A 20314-nucleotide genomic window follows, 5' to 3' on the forward strand; every position below is an offset into this window, starting at 1 on the left:
CTAATGATCTATAGGGTTATTATCATTTCGTACTAATATAGCCGGATTGATACAATAAGGATTAACCCTTATTCGGAGAGCAAGTGGATGCGCAATTTAGGTCTTAAAGTGCTTTTAACCGGAGGTTTCACTCTAGTGGCTCTGGTACTGTTTCTGGTGGGCTCTTTGAGCATCTTTGCGGGCAATCGCATGCAAGCCGACATCACCCATCTGGGCGAAGTGCGTTTACCCGCAGTGGAACTCCTGGGGCGCATCAATGAGGAGCGTTTAATCACACGCACACAAACACTCGCTATGTTGCAGCAGACTGAATGGACAAACCGCAGTGGTGTGCAGTTAGCTGAACTTTTAACGCAGCGAGAAGGTTCTTGGCAGCGCTTGGATCGGGTGTTGGCGCGTTATGACCTGATCCCTCGCACGGTGCAGGGCGAGGAGCTGTATCAGCGCTTACGTCAAGGTATGCGTCAGTGGCGCGAAGCGGCAGATCGCATGGATGCTGAAGTGAAAAAAATGAGTCAGGCCCGCTCGAATGAAGAATATCAGGTGTTCTACGCTTTGTTTCAACGTCAATTTGATGCCCTGGTGCCGATCTCAGCTCAGATGAATCAGCTGCTTGAAGAGCTGATTACACGGAATCTCGACCTTTCCCAAGATACGGTGGAGAGCGCTATCGCACGTGCAGGGCGCGATTCTATGCTGACTTTGGTGGCTCTAGGGCTGGGTTTGTTGATCGCCTTGGCCTCAGGTTGGTTCATTACTCGTCGTGTCATGGGGCAGTTAGGTGGTGAGCCTGCTTATGTGCGTGAAGTCGTGCGGCGTGTGGCGGCCGGTGATCTTGCGGTGCAGATCAATACGGCTGCGGCTCCTGCCGATAGTTTGCTGGTGTCTTTTAAAGAGATGGTGGAAAAGCTGCATGGGTTGATGAAGCAGATCTCCGATGCCTCCTTGCAGGTCGCTGCTTCTGCGGAAGAGTTGTCTGCATCGAGTAGCCAAACCAATGCGCAGGTTCAGTTGCAGCAGGCTGAAGTCACCTTGGTGGCGACCGCAATGAACGAAATGGCGGCTACTGTGATGGATGTGGCACGTAATGCCGCTCATGCTGCCAATGCCGCGCAAGTGGCAAACAGCGAAACGGCGAATGGTATGCAGGTGGTGCATCAGGTGGTAGAGGTGATTCACCAATTAGCTGTTGAGATCGAAACTTCAGCAGCGAGCATGATGCAGTTGGTTAGTGATAGTGAAGAAATTGGCAGTGTTTTAGGTGTGATCCAGGGGATTGCGGAACAAACCAATCTTCTGGCGTTGAACGCGGCGATTGAAGCTGCGCGTGCGGGGGATCAGGGGCGTGGTTTTGCGGTAGTTGCCGATGAGGTGCGCTCACTGGCAAGTCGTACCCAGGATTCAACCGGTGATATTCAAGCGCGTATTCATCGTGTGCAGGAGGGTTCGAGTGCGGCGGCAGAGCAGATGGAGCAGGGTAAGCAAAAAGGGTTGCAAACGGTCGAGCAGGCCAATGATGCCAATCAAGCCTTGCAGGCGATTAATGCATCGGTCATGGCCATTAATGATATGAATGCGCAAATTGCTACAGCCGCGGAGGAGCAATCTTCTGTTGCTGAAGAGATTAATCAAAACATCTCGAATATTACCCGAGCGATTGATGAAACGGCAGCGGCCGCCGCCCAAGTGACTGCCGCGAGTCAGGAGTTGGCACGTTTGTCGGCGACCCTGCAAAGCCAGGTGCAACATTTCCGTCTTTGAGTCTTAGCTGCGCCTAGGTATTCGACTAAAACCTGACACGAAGCTTGGCATTTTTGCGATATACTTGGGAACTTAAGCAGCTTTGCGCTTAGGCACACTTAAGCGCAAAGTTACTGACTGTCAATTACTCATACTCATTAAAAAGTCTGACCGGAGAGAGTCCCGATGAGCGTAATTCGCCAAGACGATTTCATCAGTAGCATTGCTGATGCGCTGCAGTTTATCTCCTACTATCACCCGATCGATTTCGTTAAGGCGGTACATGAAGCCTATCTGAAAGAGGAGAATCCCGCGGCGAAAGACGCCATGGCTCAGATTCTGATTAACTCGCGTATGTGCGCTGAAGGTAAGCGCCCGATCTGTCAGGATACCGGTATTGTCACGGTGTTTCTGAAAGTGGGGATGAATGTGCAGTGGGATGCGCAGATGTCTGTCACCGACATGGTCAACGAAGGTGTGCGCCGTGCTTACCTGAATCCAGACAATGTTTTGCGTGCATCGATTTTGGCAGACCCTGCGGGTAAGCGTCAGAATACCAAAGACAATACACCTGCCGTCATCCATTATGAGATTGTCGAAGGTGATGAGGTTGAAGTTCACGTTGCGGCGAAAGGCGGCGGTTCTGAAAACAAATCGAAAATGGCCATGTTGAATCCATCTGACAGCATCGTCGATTGGATTGTTAAAACAGTGCCCACCATGGGAGCGGGTTGGTGTCCACCTGGCATGCTGGGTATCGGCATAGGCGGCACGGCTGAAAAAGCGGCTGTGATGGCCAAAGAATCCTTGATGGATCCTATTGATATTCATGAAATTCGTGAACGCGGCCCGCAGAATCGTGTAGAAGAGTTGCGTCTGGAGATCATGGATAAGGTCAATGCCCTGGGTATTGGGGCTCAAGGCCTGGGTGGTTTGACGACGGTTCTGGATATCAAGATTAAAGACTACCCAACTCATGCGGCATCTCTGCCGGTGTGTATGATCCCTAACTGTGCTGCGACACGTCATGCGCACTTTACTCTGGATGGCTCTGGCCCTGCAGAGCTGACACCTCCAAGCCTCGAAGATTGGCCAGAAGTGACCTTTGAGGTGGGTTCCAATACGCGTCGTGTGAATCTGGATGAAGTCACTCCAGAAGAGGTCGCAACTTGGAAAGTCGGGGAAACAGTGTTGCTCAACGGCAAGATGTTGACCGGACGTGATGCCGCGCACAAGAAAATGGTGGAAATGCTGAACAACGGTGAAGAGCTGCCTGTGGATCTTAAAGGCCGCTTTATCTACTACGTCGGTCCAGTGGATCCTGTGCGTGATGAAGTGGTGGGTCCAGCGGGCCCGACAACTTCTACGCGTATGGATAAGTTCACCCGCCAGATTCTGGAAACTACCGGCTTGCTCGGTATGATTGGTAAGTCTGAGCGTGGTCCGATTGCCATCGATGCGATCCGTGATAACAAAGCGGTGTATCTGATGGCGGTGGGTGGCGCTGCATACCTTGTATCCAAGGCGATTACTGGTGCTAAGGTCTTGGCGTTCCCTGAGTTGGGAATGGAAGCTATTTATGAGTTTGAAGTGAAGGATATGCCAGTGACTGTCGCGGTGGATGTGAACGGTGAGTCGGTTCACACGACTGGCCCGGCAAAATGGAAAGAGATCATCGCACGCTCTGCTTAAACTCAGCAAAGTGTGAGTCGATGCTTTTTAATGTAAAAAACCCGAGTCTTTAAGGCTCGGGTTTTTTATTTTGTGTTCGGCAAAGTTAAAGATAGGGTGAGAGTAAGGCGGCTGTGGCATTACGCAGGCGAACCCCCAAAGACCATTGTTGGATCTGCTCAAGAGATAAACGTTCGGCGTCTTGGAAACGTTGATCAAAGTGCTGATTCAATCGTCGCGTCAGCCATTCATCATAACATTCTAAATTGCATTCAAAATTTAAGGCTAAGCTGCGATTATCCCAGTTGGCCGAACCGGGTAGGCACCAGCCCTCGTCCACCATAAACAGTTTAGAGTGGTTAAAGCAGCCCGAGCTAAACGCCACTTCTACACCCTGTTGAATGAATTCATCGAGATGAGCACGACACGCCCAGTCAACAATCCGAAGATTATTATTACTGGGTAGTAAAATTTGTACCCTGACTCCCCGTAAAGCGGCGGTTATCAGTGCTTCGCTAAGGCTGGTGTCGGGTACAAAATAGGGAGTCATGATCCGCAGGTGATGATGCGCAGAGTGGATGGCGCCGAGCATCACTTGGCGTAGGGTGTTAAAACGATCATCCGGGCCATCGGCAATCGCACGAGCGAGTGTACTGCCAGGAGTGACAGGCGCTTGAAACCAGGGTTGTCCGGTTAATGTCTCACCACAACTGGCAAACCAATCTTCGGCAAAAATGCTCTGTAATTCGGTCACGACGGGGCCTTCCAGTTCAAAATGAATATCTTCCAACAGCGCTTCACCGCGTTTGTGGCAGTTTTGTGCTGAGATATTCATGCCGCCGGTAAATCCATAAAGGCCGTCACAAATAAGTAGCTTGCGATGGTTACGCAAATTTAAGAAGGGCAGGCTATTGGGCCAGCGTGGTGGCATAAATTCCGCGTAGATAAGCTTTTGACGTTTTAAGCGCCACTTCACGGTTGGCAGAGAGTAACGCAGCCCCATAAAATCTACGAGTAGACGAACTGCCACACCACGTGCCTGAGCTTGAGCCAGCGCATCCACAAAAGCGCGGCCCATTGTATCGTTACGCAAAATAAAGGTACTCAGGGTAATACTCTGTTCAGCCTCTTGAATACGCTTGAGCATGCGCGGAAAGGCTTCATCACCGCCCCATAAAGGGTTGATTCGATTGCCTCCTAACAGCGGTTGTTGGCTCACTTGGCTGGATAAGCGTGATAAGCCTTTTAAGGCTTCAGGAACAAACTGTGCTAAAGCATCGGGAGAATAAGCCAGCAGAGGGGGTGTCGGCGGCCTGTTGCGCTGCGGAATACGCTCTTTAGCGCGAGAATGAATACGGTTGATGCCCAGGAGTAAATAGGTAAAAGCGCCGAGCAGGGGTGCCAGCCAAACCAGGCCGATCCAGGCAATGCTGGCACGTGAGTCGCGTTTACGTAACAGGATGTGCACCGAGGTTGCCAGCGCCACCAAAAAGGAAATCAAGGCCAGCAGAACTGGCCAGAGATTCACGAGGGTTTGAGGCATGGTTTAACAGACCATCTGCCTAATGATATGTTGAAGGTCTGTTGAAGTTTCAGGGTGAGATAGACCATAGACTAGATTTGCTTGCAACCAACCGGATTTATTCCCGCAGTCGTAAAGTTCACCTCGCATGTTGAAAGCATGGAGCGGTTCTTCTTGCAGCAGTTGTTCCAGCGCATCGGTCAGCTGAATTTCGCCACCGGCACCGGGTTGAGTGGTTTTGAGGAGTTCAAGTATGCGAGCGGGTAAAATATAACGGCCGACGATGGCTAAGTTGGAGGGAGCTTCAGCGACCTTGGGTTTTTCGACCATGGCTTGAATAGGGCTGTGCGCGCCGGCATCGACAGTCGCGCCTGCGCAATCAACAATCCCATAACGCTCGACCTGATCCTCAGGTACCGCTTGAACCATAATCTGACCTGCCTGGCTCTCTTCATAAGCCTTTACCATGGCTTGTAGATCACGCATGCCGGCGTTGCGGATCAGCATGTCGGGTAACAGAACCGCAAAGTCTTGATCACCGATCACTTCAGCTGCACAGAGAACGGCGTGGCCTAAACCCAGAGCTTGAGGTTGGCGTACGCTGATAATTTTAGCACCCGTCGGTAGAGTGGTTTGTACGCTTGTGAGCAGATCGATTTTACCTTTACGTTGTAGTTCCGTTTCTAACTCATAGTGACTATCAAAATGATCTTCGATCGCTTGTTTTCCTGATCGTGTCACTAAGATGATTTCGGTAAAGCCTGCCGCCACCGCTTCTTCCACGACATGTTGAATCACGGGTTTATCCACAACCGGAAGCATCTCTTTAGGGATGGCTTTACTGGCAGGCAGAACGCGTGTGCCGAGCCCTGCAACGGGAATAATTGCTTTACTTAGCATCAGTGTAATCCTTAACTTGTTCCTATTTAATGTTTCAAAAGCTCGGAAGATTCAGGGTTTAAGATATTTTCTTCCCAATCCGGTCTTTCCTTAGCTTCAATGGCATAACCTTCGCTGGCCCATTCACCCAGATCAATCAAACGGCAGCGCTTACTGCAGAAAGGACGATCTGGATTACTGGGCGCATAGAGAGCAGGCTCACCACAGGTTGGGCAGGGAATTTGGCGCTGTTTCATGTTCGATTCTTTTCAACTAAGGCTAGGAGTTGAGTGTGCAAATGCTTCACGGCATCCTGTAGCTCGGTAGGGGATTGGCTGTTATCTAAGCAGAAGTTCGCTCGGGCTAAGCGTGCGGCTCTGGACATTTGTGCTTGCATAATTTGGCGCAGGGTGGCTTCTGAGCATTGATCACGTGCTAGTGCACGTTGCAGCTGTAAGGCCTCTGGAAGATCTACTACGATAACCCCTTCAACCAGTTGATCCATGCCGGTTTCCAATAAAAGAGGGGCCATCAGAAGACGGTAAGGTGCTGTGCAAGGTGTCTTGAGTGCCTCCTTAACCACTTCACGAATCAGAGGGTGTAAGAGGGTTTCCAGCCATTCTCGCGCCACGCTGTCTGAGAAAATACGTTCACGCAAACGTCTACGATCGAGTGTACCGTTGGCAAGAATGAATTCCGCGCCAAAGGTTTGAGCAATACTTGCTAAGGCTGCGGAACCAGGCTCCACAACAACACGCGCAATCTCATCGGCATCCAGAATCGGAACGCCCAGTTCAGCGAAATAGTGGGCCGCTGCAGACTTACCACTCCCTATCCCACCGGTTAATCCAAAGGTATGCATGCCATCACTCTCTGCGTCTTTGTTGGGCATCTTATCATCTCTATGCGCTTAAGGTCATCGCTCAGTAGAGTCTGCGGGGAAGAAGCAAAGGTGCTAGAATATCGCCTTTTACATCCTTGATGGATACCCACTTTGGCATGAAAACCACGCCTGATCTGTTGAATGCTCCGTTTCGGCCTGTACTACGCCAGATGACGATCCCAATGATGTTCGGGATTGTCAGCTTAATGCTGTTTAATCTTGCGGATATCTGGTTTGTCGGGCAACTGGGTACGGCACCTATGGCGGCCTTAGCGTTTACCTTTCCGGTCAGTTTTGCTGTCGTGAGTTTGGCGATAGGTTTAGGGGTTGGTACTTCTGCAACCTTGGCCCGACGTATCGGTCGCGGTGAGCAGGATACCGCCGCGCGTTTTGCGACAGATGCGCTGGTGGTGACGGCCTTGATTATGTTGGTGGTTGGGCTCGCTGGGCAGTGGCTGATCCATCCGATTTTTCGGTTATTGGGGGCGGATGAGCAGTTGCTGCCATTAATCCACGCCTACATGCAAATTTGGTTTGCCGGTTCCATCTTTATGGTGATGAACATGGTATGCAACAGTATTTTTCGTGCTGCGGGAGATACACGCTATTCGGCTTTGGTGATGCTGGTGTCGGCAGGTTTAAATGCGCTATTGGATCCTTTATTCATTTTTGGTTGGGGGCCACTGCCCGGGTTAGGGATACAGGGAGCGGCCATTGCCAGTGTGCTGGCGTGGTGTTCAACCACTTTGATCGCTTTGCATCTACTCTATCACCGTCGTGCGATGTTGACTCTGCCTTCCTGTAATCGTCGGCGTTCTTGGCAGCATTGGTGTGAGCTTTTGCACATCAGTGCACCCGCCGCCTTATCGAATATCACTACGCCCTTGGCCAATGGTGTTTTAACCGCACTGGTGGCAAAGCATGGTGCAGAAGCGGTGGCAGCCTATGGCGTGGGTAATCGTATTGAGTCCTTGGCACTTTTAGTCTGCCTAGCGCTGTCGATGACACTGCCGCCCTTTATCAGTCAAAATATGGGTGCCGGTCAGTATGAGCGTATCAAAAAAGCCTATGCAGCGGTGATACGTTTTGCTTTGGTCTGGCAGCTGCTGATTTATGCACTTTTGGCATTAAGTTCCGGCCCCTTGGCGCGCCTTTTTTCAACCGATCCAGAAGTGGTGCGCTGGATTCAGATTTGGATTCTGATTGTGCCACTGGGGTTTGGTTTTCAAGCCACAACCTTTCTGAGTGCTTCCAGCTTTAATGCGTTGCATCAACCCTTTAATGCCTTAAAACTCAGCCTAATCCGCTTGTTTCTGATGTATCTGCCCTTGGGGTGGTTAGGGAACGCTTTTTGGGGTTTAACCGGCCTGTTTTCAGCCTTGGTGCTGGCCAATATGTTGACGGCTATTTTGGCTTGGTGTTGGACAAGACATCAGCTGAAAGTCTTGATGCAGCCTTGATGTAAAACACCCGCCAAGCCGAATCTTCTTCATAAGTTTAGGATCGCCAGCAGCTTGTGTCTCTTCAGATAAAAAAGGGGTACCTAAGTACCCCAAGCGCATAAAACGACGAGATTTTATCGATGTTGCATCACACCAGCGGATCACTCACGCCGAAAACGTGTATTGCCAGCATCGTCAGCAGACCAGCCATCACTAGATAGTAGAGTGTAGGAATGATGGTCATACGAATGGTCTTCCCTTCACGTCCCAATAAACCTACGGTTGCTGAGGCAGCAACAATATTGTGAATGGCGACCATGTTGCCGGCCGCAGCACCGACCGCTTGCGCAGCAACCAAGAGTGCACCGGAAACGCCGATTAAACCCGCTGTGTCAAACTGGAACTGCGACATCATCAGGTTGGAGACTGTGTTGGAGCCAGCAATAAAGGCCCCTAACGCACCGACCGATGCCGCAAAGAAGGGATAGATGTCGCCTACACTGCCGGCGACTAATTCCGCCATAGCTCTGGGCATCGAAGGTAGCTCCGCCAGATTCACCCCTGAGTTAATCAAGATACGCACCATTGGGATGGTAAAGATCAAGACAAAACCCGCACCTAATAGCGTACGTGATGATTCACCGACCGCTGCTTTTAATTCAGAGAATTTCATGCGGTGTAAGAGGAAGGTGGCTAAGACCACCAAAACCATAATGCCACCTGGTAGGTAGAGAAATTGAATGCTTCCCGATACACCGGCTTCGCCCAGAAGATTGCTCCAGCTTAAGACAAGGTTCTGGGTAAAGAAGGCTTTCACCTCAGCATTCACACGCGAAACCACCAGCAAAATTGCCAGCAGAATATAAGGTAACCAGGCCAGACCAATTGACATGGGGCTTTTTGCGGTCAGGCTGTCGAGTTTAATTTCAATGTTGCCCATCCACTCTGCCGGCCAATCTTTAGCCTCCGCAAACTCCCAGTTATCACGGGGCAGTAAGAAGCCTTTTTTGGCAGCTGGTACCACAATCATCAAACCGACTAACGCACCGATCATCGATGGGAACTCAGGTCCCAAGAACACCCCGGCAGCCGCGTAAGGTAAGACAAAGGCGAGGCCTGCAAAAATGGCGAAGGGCGCCATATTGAGGCCTTCTTTCCAGGAGCGATTTTTGCCAAAGAAGCGTGTCAGCATTACGCACATGAATAAAGGCATTAAGATGCCGACGATGGCATGAATAATGGCGACTTCAGACGTGATGAGTCGATAGAAGAACTCCCAGTCTGAACCCTGGGCAATCAGGGCTTCACTGATTCCCGCTTTGTCTAAACCGCCTGAGACTCCGACGACAATCGGTGTACCGACAGCCCCAAAAGAAACCGGTGTAGACTGAATCATCATACCAATCATAACGGCGGCAAGTGCTGGGAAACCTAGGGCGACCAGAAGCGGGGCAGCGACTGCCGCAGGCGTTCCAAATCCAGAAGCACCTTCAATGAAGCAGCCAAATAACCAGGCTACGATGATCGCCTGCACTCTACGATCAGGGCTGATGCTGGAGAAACCTCCACGAATCGCGGTGATTGCACCTGAGTGTTTCAGCGTGTTGAGAAGGAGAATAGCGCCGAAAATAATCCATAGGATGGCGCCGGTCAGAATCAATCCCTGCAGAGTTGAGGCGAGCACACGGTTAAAGCTCATCTCCCAGGCGGTGAGCGCAATTAAAGCCGTGACTAGAAAAACAACGGGCATCGCACGTTTCGCCGGCCAGTGTAGACCGACCAAAAGAATTGCGGCCAATACCAAGGGGGCAAAGGCGAGCAAAGACAAAAGTGTTTGGCTCATAGTGAGATCCTGTTTAGTGCCTTGTGGGCATGTCTTTTATTTTGGGTAAATTGGTAAGACCAATTTACAATAAGCGTTGAGTAGATTAAAAGCTGATCAATTCAGAGTCAAATCATTCCTGATCAAGTTAGACCTTTGTATAAGGTTAAAAAAGCCAATAGATTCCACTAAAGTCATGCTAGTGTCGTCAGGAATGAGTTACTATGATGCTATATAACAAGGAACTAAGGGTTCGAAAGGTCAGAGGCCAAGGCGGATGACTGAGAAGTGAGAAGCCTTTCAGTGCGTCTGACAAAAACTATAAAACCGACCAATGCTATGGGATGTGAGCTATGACAAAACGTGTTGCTTTAGTAACAGGTGGTACAGGTGGTTTGGGTGAAGCGATCTGCCGTGCATTGCATGACAGCGGCTTTCGTGTGGTTGCGGGCTACAACAGTGGTGGTAATCATGAAAAAGCTAAAGCTTGGCAGGAGCAGCAGCGCAAAGATGGTTATGAGATCGAAGTCGCGTATGGCGACGTCACTAACGCCGAGTCGTGTGCTCAGTGTATTAAAACCGTCGAAGAGCTGACCGGTGGAACGGTGGATGTGCTGGTCAACAATGCCGGTATCACTCGTGATGGTATGTTCAAGAAAATGAGCTGGGAGCAATGGGATGAGGTCTTGAGTGCTAACCTTGACAGCATGTTCCACATGACGCGCCTAGTGATCAATCCGATGTTGGAAAAAGGCTTTGGCCGTGTGATCAACATCTCCTCAGTGAATGCTCAGAAAGGTCAATTTGGCCAGTGTAACTATTCCGCGGCTAAAGCCGGTATTCATGGCTTCACCAAAGCGCTGGCGCAAGAAGTTGCCTCGAAAGGCGTGACCGTCAATACCGTATCTCCGGGTTATATCATGACCCCAATGGTGGCTAAGATCGCTGAAGAGATTCAGCAGAAAATCTGTGCGACCATTCCAGTCGGTCGCTTTGGTACACCTGAAGAGATCGGTCGTACAATCGCTTTCTTGGCAGATGAAAACTCCGGTTACATCACCGGCTCGGATCTGTCAATCAACGGTGGTCTGCACATGTCCTAATCCTCAGATCCAGAGTCTGCGACCTAAAGAGGGTTGTAGAGTGGATCCGACTCAAAAAAGGCGCTGCATTATCGAGCGCCTTTTTGCTTTTCTATAGAAAATCGATTCCTAGACGTTAGGATTCTCGGCATCGGATGTGGCGGGTTTAGAGGTCTGGAAAATCTGATCGCTACACTGGCGTAGACGTTTCCATAATTTAGATTCTTCTTCACGAAAGGTCGTACCCAGGGTTTTCCATTCACGTTGAATCGCTTTCATCTCGGTCATGGCTTCTTGTCGGTTCTCCCAGTCACAAAGGGCTTGAGCGCGCGCGACCAAGGCACGTTTTGCCAGGGCACAAGCGTGACGATGCTGATCTAGGCCGGCTTCGGCTTCGCTCAATAAGCGATTGAACTCGTGCTGCAAGGCTTTGCCAGGTGCTCGATCTACAGGAGAATAGGTGCGCCACTCTTGTTTGGCACAGCGCAAAATCTCATCTAAGGCTTGCCAGCATCCTGGTGTCTGTGGATTAAACGCCTCTAGGTAGCGTTGCAGCTGACCACAAATTTCCTGGCGTTGTGCTAGGTTCCAATGCCGTTGTTCGGCTTGTTGACGGAAATAGGCTTCACATTGCTGATAAGCATTTTGCCCCGCTTTTTGGAAGCGTTGCCAGAGAGCGCGTGAATGTTGATGATCTTGCTGATCCAGCGCTTTCCACTGGCTTTGCAGGCGTTTGATCTCGTCAGCAAGCGCAGGTGGAGCCAGCTCAGTATGTTCAGCCAGGGTTTCCATCGCTTCACATAGCGCCTCTTTGGCGCGCATTAAAGCGAAGTTCTGCCAGGCTTGTAGCTCCTGTAATTGGCCTTCCAGTGTTTGATAACGCTGCAGATAGGTTTTGGGCAGACGCTCAAGGGCGATAGATTCTGCATTAAGCTGTGCATTTAAAACTTCCCAGGCCGTTAAAGCGGGATTGAGCTGGCCCGTTTGCAACGGCTGCTCGACGGCGCGTAGGGCCTGATCGAATTCCTGAAGGCGTTGTTGTGTTTGCGCCTGTTGCAGATCGATCAGCTCCTGCCAGTCTTGGAGACGCTGCTGTAGCAGGTTGAGCTCAGGCGGTGGCGGAAAAGCTTGAGGCCAGGGTAGGTGCTCTAAAGCTTGCTGTAATCGCTGGGTTTGGCGATTGAGCTGTTCCGCGCTGGAAAGACCCGGATGGAGTGACGGATGACTGAGGGTTTCCGACAACTGTGGGAAGTCTTGAATCAAGTTAAGCAGTTGCTGGCGGCTCTTGAGCAGTTGTTGGAGTAGAGGCGCAAAATGTTGCAGAGGGGATAGATCAAGGTGTTGGCCTACGGGTGATTGGATTAAATGTTCAGCGGCCTCTCTCCAAGTCTGATAAGACTCGCTCAACTCAGGCTGCCAGGGTGCTTCAGCCAGCTTGTGTGCCAGTTGTTCCGCTTCTCGGCTGAGTTGGGATAAGGCTTTTTGGCCTTGTGCCTGTAGGCGTTGTTGCTCAAGGACTTGTGCTTCTTCCTGCTGACGAGCGGCCTCTAAGGCCTGGGCTTGGCCTTGTGCGTGTTGGCAGAGGGCTTCAATTTGTTCAGCCAAGGGAGCAGGGCAGTCCGCTTTCAGTGTTTGCCAAACATCCAGTAAGGGCTGTAGGCGCGCGCAGAAATGTGTTTGATCTCGGCCTTGTAACAGTTGCGCGAGTCGTTCGTGCAGTTGTTGACACTGTTGGTAGCGCTGCACCGTTTTAGCGGCTTCTTCTTGAAGTCGAGTCAAGCGCTCACGAGTGATACGGTAAACCTGTTTATCGCGAGTCTGGCGATTGATCCATTCCAAAAGTTCAGGATCACTCAGGCGTGAAGCCGCGGCTTGGCGCGTCAGAGTGAGTGGGGCTTGTACAGCGATCTGTGCCAGGGCTTGCGGATTTTGAATTTGTGCCAATAACTGTGGATGCAGTTCTGCCGCATTAGAATGGAGGAGAAGTGTCAGAAGCTCTTCTTCTTGAGCGAGATTCAACCAATGCGTCCACTCTGCAGCCGCCTGGGCCTGGCGCGCTTGTAAGCGACTGGCTAGGCTGTTCAATAGGGGGGCTGGGGGTTCGGCTGAGGCTGATTTAAGCTGCTGTTCCAAGAGCTCTAATAGAAGTGACAAGGATTCTAATTGCTCAATGGCCCGACAGCGTACGCGCTGATCTGAGTCATGCAGGGCAATGTGCCGCAGTCTTTGCAGATCATCGTTTTCAGTGGGATTCAGTTGCTCCACTGCTTGCAGACGTACCTCTGGATTAGGATGGCGCCACTTGGGTCTGAACAAAAATGCAAACATCAATCACCGTAACCAGGGGGTTAAGCCTAGTAGCCATAAAAATAACCAGAATGAGGGGGCTTATTCTAACGGTCGTCCCTTAAGCATTAAAAGCCCTGAAGGACAATGCGTGGCGATTTAGTTTGTTATCGTCCTGATTTAAGACGCTTGAACCTGTTCAAATGGTCAGATCTACTTGCTGAATACTGCCCGCTTGTCCTGACTCTGATAAGAAAATACTGCTGGAACGGATCACTCCCAAAAGAGTTTCCGGGGCTCCGGGTTGCAGATGAAAAAGGGTGTCGGCACGGCCTAGATAAATAGCGCCTATACCCGCCTGTTTCAGGCTCACCAACTGTTGGCTTTCTCCGGATCCGGGCTGTAACCACAGTAGCAGGCGGTTGAAGATGGGATCATTTTCATCGATCCACTGATTGCCATCCTGATCATAAGCCGCCAATTCAGCAAAGCCATCCCCGGTGCGCGCACCAAAAAGTTCGCTGCCATCATTGATCTGCCCATCGCCATTGCGATCCAAAGCTAAGAAGGCACTGCGGCTGGCCAGCATCGGAATGGTGTTCAGTTGGCCATCGGCGGTCAGATCAAATTGGAAACGTGTTTCACTGAGCTCTGCTGCCAGGCCATCGAAATTGATCACTAAAGGGTCGTGCAGGGCCGCGCCGATACGCAGACTAAAGGCTTGATTCTGCATTAATTCGCGACTCATCGACAGGCTGAGATCAATTGCGATCTCGCGGCCATCCTGAGTTAGCACCTTACCTTGTGCTTGAAACTGTGTGGCTTCTAGCTGATAAAAACTCTCTTGTTGCCGGTATTCGACACTCATGCTGGGGCCACTTGGAGCCGGGGTTGAGGCATTCAGCGGGGTATTTAGAGCTGAGACATCAAAGGTTTCAGGGGTGTCTTGAGGTGTGCGTTGATCGATAAAGTGAAACTCGATCTCCTTGCCGGTGATGCTTTGTAGCAAGCGCTGAATCAAGGCGGCACGCATGCGTTCCTGCGGAGTCAATTCAAAGAGCGAATCTGTATCGGTTTCGGTTTGCAGGCCGAGTTCTGCGCTGGCCTCGGCAGAAGCGGCTTGTTGATTCAGGCGCAGGGCCTCCTGGCCTAAGCGTTCGGCTTGGCCCTCCAGCTGAAAAGCCTGAGTCTGGCGGCTGAGTTGGTTGTAGGTCGCTAAGGACTGGCGTTCAATCGTTTCACTGTGAATGAATAGATCACGCTGAGTCCGACCCTGGGCATCGACCCGTTGGACTTCCAACTGTTCTTCACGGCTATAACGGCTGAGCTGCTGGCTTTGGCTAGTGAGTTGGAGGTGGGAAGATTCAATGCGCATGGCACGATACTCCTAAAATCTCTTTAGGAGCTTATCGGCCAGGATAGGTTAAAGTTTAATCAGTTTTTGCTCTGGCTGGAGAAGTTGACATCGCCTTCTACATAAAGCCATCGCCCCTGCTCATCGCGGCGAAAATGTGAAGTTTCTTCCAGGGTGCCACGCTCTTCTGGTGTTTCAAAATGGGCACGGAAGGTGACGCTGCCGGTTGTATCCTCTGCTTGGCCCGCTTCGACCTTTTGGATTTCTAAGCCGGTCCAGAGTGTAAACTGTGTTTGCTCGCTGAGCAGCTCGTGGTCTCCTTCCAAGCGTTTTTCCGGGGCCGTCGTGTCGATTAGATAATCCACCGCACCGATGGAAAAGGCGCTATAGCGTGAGCGCATCAAGGCCTCGGCAGTGGCGGCGGGGCGGCTGCCGTTAATAGCTGGAGCACAACAGAAATTGAACGGTTTACCGGATTGGCATGGGCAGGGCTGCTCACTGCTTTTCTGATCCTGGAGCATGAGATGATCCTCATCGCATTAACTGTTACTCTTGGCAGCATAGCATCTGGTTCTAACCGGATGAACTGAATTTCCTGCCTTTTCTTTGAGTCCATCGGAATGCTTGCGTCAGATCAACAAACTCTCTTCTGGTATGACTATGAAACCTCCGGGGCCGACCCCAAGCGTGATCGTCCCTTACAGTTTGCCGGTGTGCGCACGGATTTGGAATTGAATCCGATCGAAGAGCCGGTGATGTTTTATGCGCGTCCGGCAGAGGATTTTTTGCCGCATCCGATGGCGTGTTTGATTACCGGGCTGACACCGCAAAAATGTTTAGAAGAAGGTTTGGTTGAAGCGGAATTTATTGCGCGGGTGGAAGCTGAACTGGCACGTCCTGGCACCTGTTCGGTGGGCTATAACACCCTGCGTTTTGATGATGAGGTGACGCGCTTTACACTTTATCGTAATTTCTATGACCCCTATGCGCGTGAATGGCAACAGGGATGCTCGCGTTGGGACATTATCGACATGGTGCGTTTGACCCGCAGCCTGCGTCCGGAGGGGATTGTCTGGCCGAGCTATGCCGATGGTCGGCCAAGCTTGCGTCTTGAAGACCTCGCCCAGGCGAATGGGCTGGACCATGGTCAGGCACATGATGCCCTATCTGATGTTTATGCCACCCTCGATCTGGCGCGTCTGATTCGTCGGCTGCAGCCTAAACTCTATGATTATGTTTTTCAGCATCGCAGTAAGCAGGCGGTGACTCAGCTCTTGGATTTCACACGCCATAAGCCTTTATTACATATATCGTCTCGATATGGCCAGGAGTATGGTCATGCGGCGCTCATTGCCCCTTTGGCGCGTCATCCTCAGAACCCTAATGCGGTGATTGTTTGGGACTTAAGGCAATCCCCCCAACGGTTATTGGATGAGCCGGTCAGCACCTTGCGTCAAGCGCTTTACAGCACTAGAGAGCATCTGCCAGAAGGTTATCAGCGTCCTGCGCTCAAATTATTGCATCTGAACCGTTGCCCTATATTGGCTCCGGCGGGCATGTTAAATGCGCAAGAAGCACAGCGCTTGCAGATCTCGGGCGAGGTCTCGCGTCAGCATCTAAATTGGATTCGACAACACCCAGAAGTTCTGCATCGAGTGGCTGAAATTTACGCTGAGGAAACTTTTCCCTCCGTATCGGATCCGGATCAGATGCTCTATTCGGGTGGTTTTTTTAGTGATCTCGACAAGCGTTTGATGGAGCAGATACGGCAAGCCGCACCTGCTGATCTGGCCGATTTGCATCTGCCGTTTCAAGATCCGCGTTTAGAAGAGATGTTTCTGCGCTATAAAGCGCGGAACTATCCTGAGACTCTCAACGAACAGGAGTTGATGCATTGGGAGGAATATCGTGCACGTAAGTTGTTGGGGCAGGATGCACAAGGCTGTCTGACATTTGACGCTTTTTATGCGGAAATGAATCGTATCGCAACAGAGCAACAGCCCTTATCGGCACGTGATCAGCAGATTCTGGAGGCTTTAGCTGACTATGCTGAATCTATCTACCCGATGGAGTTCTGAGATCTTACGCTGCCAGTTAGGGGGGCATGAAGGAAGTGGATGACAAAGTTCCGAGCCGAAGACTCAGTGTGAGTCTGCTCCTACTCACAAGCTTCGTCGCTTCCTTAAGCTGGGCGCAAGAGCCGATTCCCTATCAAGTGACGTCGCCCGATACCTTTCAGCGCCATACCTATCATGGGGCGCGTGTCTATGATGGGCTGGATTGGGGCGATTTTGATCCAGAAAAAATGCCTGAAGTTTACCCTTCTGCGATCCAGGATGCTCCGCCTGAGCCGGTGGTGATCATGTATTCCGCACCGGTACCCGTTGTGGAGGTCGAGGTTGGGGTCATGCCGGCAAGAGAGCGTCCTCTGTTGGGAGAGGATAAAGTCTTCCAAGAAATTGAAGAGGATCTGCAGCTGCAGCGCTGCTTCTTTGGTAGTGATGATGGACGCTGTGCGCCCATCACCGCGGATGATTTAGAGGTATTGATTGAAGACCCCTCGAGTCCGAGTGATTTGACCGGGCGTTTTTATCAAAAGCTGCAAGCACTTGAAGAAGAGATTTCAGATGAAGAGCGCTTCCAATTGTTGGAGCGCTCGTTTGAGACCTCTTTAGAGGTGGTTTTCCCTGACGCGACATCCGATTAGGCATTCCACTCTATTGGATAAGCGCTAAGAACACTTTTTGATTTAGAAACTCATTTCTAAAAAAAAGCCCCTTGGCTACGTAGTGCCTGCAAACGCTTGCCACTTTTCTGCGCGGCACTGTCCGCAGCACGTGTTTCCTTATCGCCTAAAAGATCGCCGAAGCTTTGAATCAGTAAACGGTGTTCTAAAAGCTGCTCTAGCGTCAGTACTAGATCCTCATTTGTGAGGGTGTTGACCTCGGCGGCGATCTCCAAGTGAGTCGTGAAAGCACCATCCCGATCCAACTCACGCCAGTAGCGCTGCGAGCGGGCATGAAGGGTCGCATCGGGTTGTAATAAACGTGAACTGAGGCTGCGCTGATAGGCTTGCAGTTCTTCTGGCGCCAAGCTGCGTAAGCGACTTAGAGTACGGCTCAGAAAATCCTCATATTCTGCCAGAAGCTTGCTTGGATCAATGACAGAGGACTGGACAATCAAGGCCAGACCGGGCACATCCACCATAGGGACTAGGTTGGAAAAGACGATATAACCAAACTGTTTTTCTGTTCTCAGTTCAGAGTAGAAGGGAGCTGAAATCATCTCATTAATTAAAGCGACCGCAGCACGGGTACGCAGGGCTTTGTCTGCCCCCTGCAGATAGAGGGTGAGTGCTGCATCTTGATGTTCTGACTCCACGAGCAAACTCAGTGCCTGCTTTTCTTGCGTGCGTTCAGGTAAGCGTAACACCGGCACCCGTACATCCTGGATAGGGCGCGTTTGGGCGAGTAGTTCTGCTTTTAGGCTTTGGCCAAGGCTGAGGGCTGCTTCGGCACTGAGATTACCATGTGCCAGCATACGTACTTCCAGCTCGGTATAAAGCTCAGGTAAAAACTGCTGGAGCTGATCTGGGGTAAGGGTCTCCAGCGCTTGCAGTTTGTCTTCTGAACTCCAGCGTGTCATTAAAGCCGTGTAAAGCGCCTGCAAACCTTGTTGATAAGGTGCTTCTTGACGCAGATTGATCAGACGTTCCTGCAGCTGTACCTTCACGCGCTGAAAGCGCTCCTCATTGATATCGGGTTGTTGCATAGCACGAATCAGATGCTGCAGAAGTTCTGCTTGTTTATCGTGATAGCCAGAAATCTGCAGAGATACACCGCGTAGATGTGGATAGATCGAAGCATTCAAACCGGCTAAAGAAGCTTCATAGAGGGTCTCGTTCAGCTGGTCATTCAGAATACGGGTGTAGAGATCGAGCATCACGGTATTTTCAGCACTGGCTAGCGCTTGATGGGTCATCAGGGCGACAAAAAGATCGGCACGAGGGCGTAAAAAGGTTTGATCTTGCTGGTGCCAGAGCGAAAAGCCTTCCTCTGCAATCAACCTGACCGGCAGCTCACTGGGATTTTCGGTGGGTGTGACCAGAGCAAGGTCTTCCGGAATAAACGGATTGGGTGAGCGGATGGCGAGGTCTGCTGCGGTCTGTGGATGATGCCAACGCGCAAGCTCTTCGGAAGTCAGATCGAGAAGGCTGTAAGCGGCATTGTAGCGGGGTTCGGTCTGATCTGTACTGAGATCCTGTGCTTGCAGGGTGAGGAGGAGATTGTCCGGGGTCATGCCTGCCAGGAAGCCTTCCAAGCTTTGCGGATTAAAGCCAGAATAAAAATAGTTGGCATAGAGGAGTTGCTCAACGGGAATCCAATGCTGCATCTGTGCCAGCATCACCACTTCGTGGACAGAACGTGGGTTGTCACGGAAACGGAACTCCAAATCGGCTAAGCGCTGATCTTCGATGTAGAGTGCTTCCAGCTCAGGCAGTTGCTCTCGAAGCTGTTGGATAAAGGCAAAGACCTGCTCAGTGACTCGATCCCAGGCCTGTAAACCTGATTCTGTTAAGCTGATGTCGATCTGTAAGCCGGAGCTATTCTCCAGATCCACAGCGGGTGAGGTGCGCAAAGCGGTCGCCCAGCCTTGCTGTTTGAGATGCGAGAGTAAGCTGCGCTCACCTTCATGGCCAATCAAACTCGCGAGAAAGTTCAGAGGCTTTTCTTGCCAGTAGGGGCGTGCGGCAGGGAGTGGGAAAAACAGGGAAAGCTCACGCATCTGGCGTAGCGTTCGCATATCCAAACGCTTAGGGAGCTGTCCTTCAACAAATAGAGGCGCCTGATCCACATAGGCTTCGGCTTGGCGATTTTCGATCGGGCTAAAATACTCTTGTGCCAGAGCTTGTAAGCGGTCAAGCGGCTGGGGGCCCATGATCACCAGGCTCATTAAGTTGGCAGAATAGTAGGTTTCATAAAAAGCGATCAGCTCATCGCGGATCGAACTCTCTGGGCGATCAGACAAGGATGCCAGATCCCCAACGGCAAATCGGCTCCAGCCGTGTTCTGGATTCATCACTTGTTTAGTCACTTCATGAATGCGACGGCGATCATCGCGACGACGTGCTTGAAATTCTGATTCAACGGCATGGCGCTCGCGATTCACATATTCGGGGCTGAAAAGGGGATCGATAAAAAAGCGAGAAAAACGCTGCAAGGCTTCCGGTAATGCTTGGGGTTGGACTTCAAAAAAATAGTTGGTGTTTTCATAGGCCGTAAAAGCGTTGTGGCTACCGGCATTGGCGCTGATAAAGGCTTGGTAACTATCGGCTTCGGGGAAGGTCTCAGTCCCTAGAAAGAGCATATGCTCAAGAAAGTGCGCCAGGCCTGGGCGATCTACGGGATTGGCGCCGGAACCGACACGGACATCTAAAGATGCGGAAGCTTTTTCCGCTTCGGGATCTGAGATGAGTAAAACTCGTAACTGGTTAGGCAGTGTCAAACTTGCGTAGTCACGTGGATCTTGTGGTGATTTGATCAGATTGACCGTTTCGGCGGAAACACTGGTGGTCAGCCAAAATAGGAGCAGAAAAAATACGAAGTGAAGCGGTTTTGGGTTAAGCATGAGGT

General features: G+C 51.1%; 15 protein-coding genes. 6 read left to right on the forward strand and 9 right to left on the reverse strand.

Annotation, left to right across the window (positions count from 1 at the left end):
• Positions 1-87: 87 nt before the first annotated feature.
• Both E1H14_RS10020 and E1H14_RS10025 read left to right on the forward strand, forming a co-directional pair.
• Entirely contained in the window at positions 88-1761 is a 1674-nt protein-coding gene (locus E1H14_RS10020; protein ID WP_149391337.1) for a methyl-accepting chemotaxis protein, read from the forward strand.
• 165 nt (positions 1762-1926) lie between these two features.
• Entirely contained in the window at positions 1927-3432 is a 1506-nt protein-coding gene (locus E1H14_RS10025) for a fumarate hydratase (RefSeq protein ID WP_149391338.1), read from the forward strand.
• A gap of 85 nt (positions 3433-3517) precedes the next feature.
• Here the strand turns inward: E1H14_RS10025 and E1H14_RS10030 are convergent, their stop codons facing one another.
• From E1H14_RS10030 to coaE, 4 genes are read right to left on the reverse strand one after another with little or no spacing between them, the layout of a single operon-like run.
• Positions 3518-4954 carry a phospholipase D-like domain-containing protein gene (locus tag E1H14_RS10030; protein WP_149391339.1) on the reverse strand — a complete coding sequence of 479 codons (1437 nt, stop codon included), beginning with the start codon at positions 4952-4954 and terminating at the stop codon, positions 3518-3520.
• A gap of 3 nt (positions 4955-4957) precedes the next feature.
• Entirely contained in the window at positions 4958-5833 is an 876-nt protein-coding gene (gene galU / locus E1H14_RS10035) for a UTP--glucose-1-phosphate uridylyltransferase GalU (protein ID WP_149391340.1), read from the reverse strand.
• A 26-nt stretch (positions 5834-5859) separates the two neighbouring features.
• A complete protein-coding gene (locus tag E1H14_RS10040; RefSeq protein ID WP_149391341.1) occupies positions 5860-6069 on the reverse strand; it encodes a DNA gyrase inhibitor YacG in 210 nt (69 codons plus the stop codon).
• Positions 6066-6704: a dephospho-CoA kinase gene (gene coaE, locus E1H14_RS10045; protein WP_235017437.1), complete on the reverse strand. Its 639-nt coding sequence runs from the start codon at positions 6702-6704 to the stop codon at positions 6066-6068. Before coaE ends, E1H14_RS10040 begins: the two co-directional genes overlap by 4 nt.
• Positions 6705-6811: 107 nt before the next feature.
• On the opposite strand from coaE, the gene E1H14_RS10050 reads away from it, so the two are divergent.
• Positions 6812-8155, forward strand: coding sequence for an MATE family efflux transporter (locus tag E1H14_RS10050; RefSeq protein WP_235017438.1), 1344 nt, complete (start codon positions 6812-6814; stop codon positions 8153-8155).
• A gap of 130 nt (positions 8156-8285) precedes the next feature.
• Here E1H14_RS10050 and E1H14_RS10055 read toward each other — a convergent pair whose 3' ends face one another.
• Positions 8286-9980, reverse strand: a complete 1695-nt coding sequence (locus E1H14_RS10055) for an L-lactate permease (protein ID WP_149391342.1) — start codon at positions 9978-9980, stop codon at positions 8286-8288.
• Positions 9981-10312: 332 nt separating this feature from the next.
• Here E1H14_RS10055 and phbB point away from each other — a divergent pair, with 332 nt between their 5' ends.
• Positions 10313-11062 carry an acetoacetyl-CoA reductase gene (gene phbB / locus E1H14_RS10060; protein WP_149391343.1) on the forward strand — a complete coding sequence of 250 codons (750 nt, stop codon included), beginning with the start codon at positions 10313-10315 and terminating at the stop codon, positions 11060-11062.
• 108 nt (positions 11063-11170) lie between these two features.
• Here phbB and E1H14_RS10065 read toward each other — a convergent pair whose 3' ends face one another.
• The 3 genes from E1H14_RS10065 to E1H14_RS10075 form a co-directional block, all read right to left on the reverse strand.
• Positions 11171-13369, reverse strand: coding sequence for a DUF349 domain-containing protein (locus E1H14_RS10065; protein WP_149391344.1), 2199 nt, complete (start codon positions 13367-13369; stop codon positions 11171-11173).
• Between the two features lie 157 nt (positions 13370-13526).
• Positions 13527-14702, reverse strand: a complete 1176-nt coding sequence (locus E1H14_RS10070) for a hypothetical protein (RefSeq protein WP_149391345.1) — start codon at positions 14700-14702, stop codon at positions 13527-13529.
• Between the two features lie 59 nt (positions 14703-14761).
• Entirely contained in the window at positions 14762-15202 is a 441-nt protein-coding gene (locus tag E1H14_RS10075) for a YchJ family protein (RefSeq protein WP_149391346.1), read from the reverse strand.
• 99 nt (positions 15203-15301) lie between these two features.
• Here E1H14_RS10075 and sbcB point away from each other — a divergent pair, with 99 nt between their 5' ends.
• Both sbcB and E1H14_RS10085 read left to right on the forward strand, forming a co-directional pair.
• The gene (sbcB, locus tag E1H14_RS10080) at positions 15302-16759 is read left to right on the forward strand and encodes an exodeoxyribonuclease I (RefSeq protein ID WP_149391347.1); all 1458 of its coding nucleotides are present in this window, start codon (positions 15302-15304) and stop codon (positions 16757-16759) included.
• Positions 16760-16794: 35 nt separating this feature from the next.
• Positions 16795-17388, forward strand: a complete 594-nt coding sequence (locus tag E1H14_RS10085; RefSeq protein ID WP_149391348.1) for a hypothetical protein — start codon at positions 16795-16797, stop codon at positions 17386-17388.
• Positions 17389-17444: 56 nt separating this feature from the next.
• Here the strand turns inward: E1H14_RS10085 and E1H14_RS10090 are convergent, their stop codons facing one another.
• A complete protein-coding gene (locus tag E1H14_RS10090) occupies positions 17445-20309 on the reverse strand; it encodes an insulinase family protein (RefSeq protein ID WP_149391349.1) in 2865 nt (954 codons plus the stop codon).
• Positions 20310-20314 lie beyond the last annotated feature (5 nt).

It is taken from the genome of Nitrincola tapanii, from assembly GCF_008368715.1.
Classification (GTDB): domain Bacteria; phylum Pseudomonadota; class Gammaproteobacteria; order Pseudomonadales; family Balneatricaceae; genus Nitrincola; species Nitrincola tapanii.

Coding starts and splice junctions, on each gene's coding strand:
- E1H14_RS10020 (WP_149391337.1), top strand. CDS start 88: ATGCGCAATTTAGGTCTTAAAGTGCTTTTAACCGGAGGTTTCACTCTA.
- E1H14_RS10025 (WP_149391338.1), top strand. CDS start 1,927: ATGAGCGTAATTCGCCAAGACGATTTCATCAGTAGCATTGCTGATGCG.
- E1H14_RS10030 (WP_149391339.1), bottom strand. CDS start 4,954: ATGCCTCAAACCCTCGTGAATCTCTGGCCAGTTCTGCTGGCCTTGATT.
- galU (WP_149391340.1), bottom strand. CDS start 5,833: ATGCTAAGTAAAGCAATTATTCCCGTTGCAGGGCTCGGCACACGCGTT.
- E1H14_RS10040 (WP_149391341.1), bottom strand. CDS start 6,069: ATGAAACAGCGCCAAATTCCCTGCCCAACCTGTGGTGAGCCTGCTCTC.
- coaE (WP_235017437.1), bottom strand. CDS start 6,704: ATGCCCAACAAAGACGCAGAGAGTGATGGCATGCATACCTTTGGATTA.
- E1H14_RS10050 (WP_235017438.1), top strand. CDS start 6,812: ATGAAAACCACGCCTGATCTGTTGAATGCTCCGTTTCGGCCTGTACTA.
- E1H14_RS10055 (WP_149391342.1), bottom strand. CDS start 9,980: ATGAGCCAAACACTTTTGTCTTTGCTCGCCTTTGCCCCCTTGGTATTG.
- phbB (WP_149391343.1), top strand. CDS start 10,313: ATGACAAAACGTGTTGCTTTAGTAACAGGTGGTACAGGTGGTTTGGGT.
- E1H14_RS10065 (WP_149391344.1), bottom strand. CDS start 13,369: ATGTTTGCATTTTTGTTCAGACCCAAGTGGCGCCATCCTAATCCAGAG.
- E1H14_RS10070 (WP_149391345.1), bottom strand. CDS start 14,702: ATGCGCATTGAATCTTCCCACCTCCAACTCACTAGCCAAAGCCAGCAG.
- E1H14_RS10075 (WP_149391346.1), bottom strand. CDS start 15,202: ATGCTCCAGGATCAGAAAAGCAGTGAGCAGCCCTGCCCATGCCAATCC.
- sbcB (WP_149391347.1), top strand. CDS start 15,302: ATGCTTGCGTCAGATCAACAAACTCTCTTCTGGTATGACTATGAAACC.
- E1H14_RS10090 (WP_149391349.1), bottom strand. CDS start 20,309: ATGCTTAACCCAAAACCGCTTCACTTCGTATTTTTTCTGCTCCTATTT.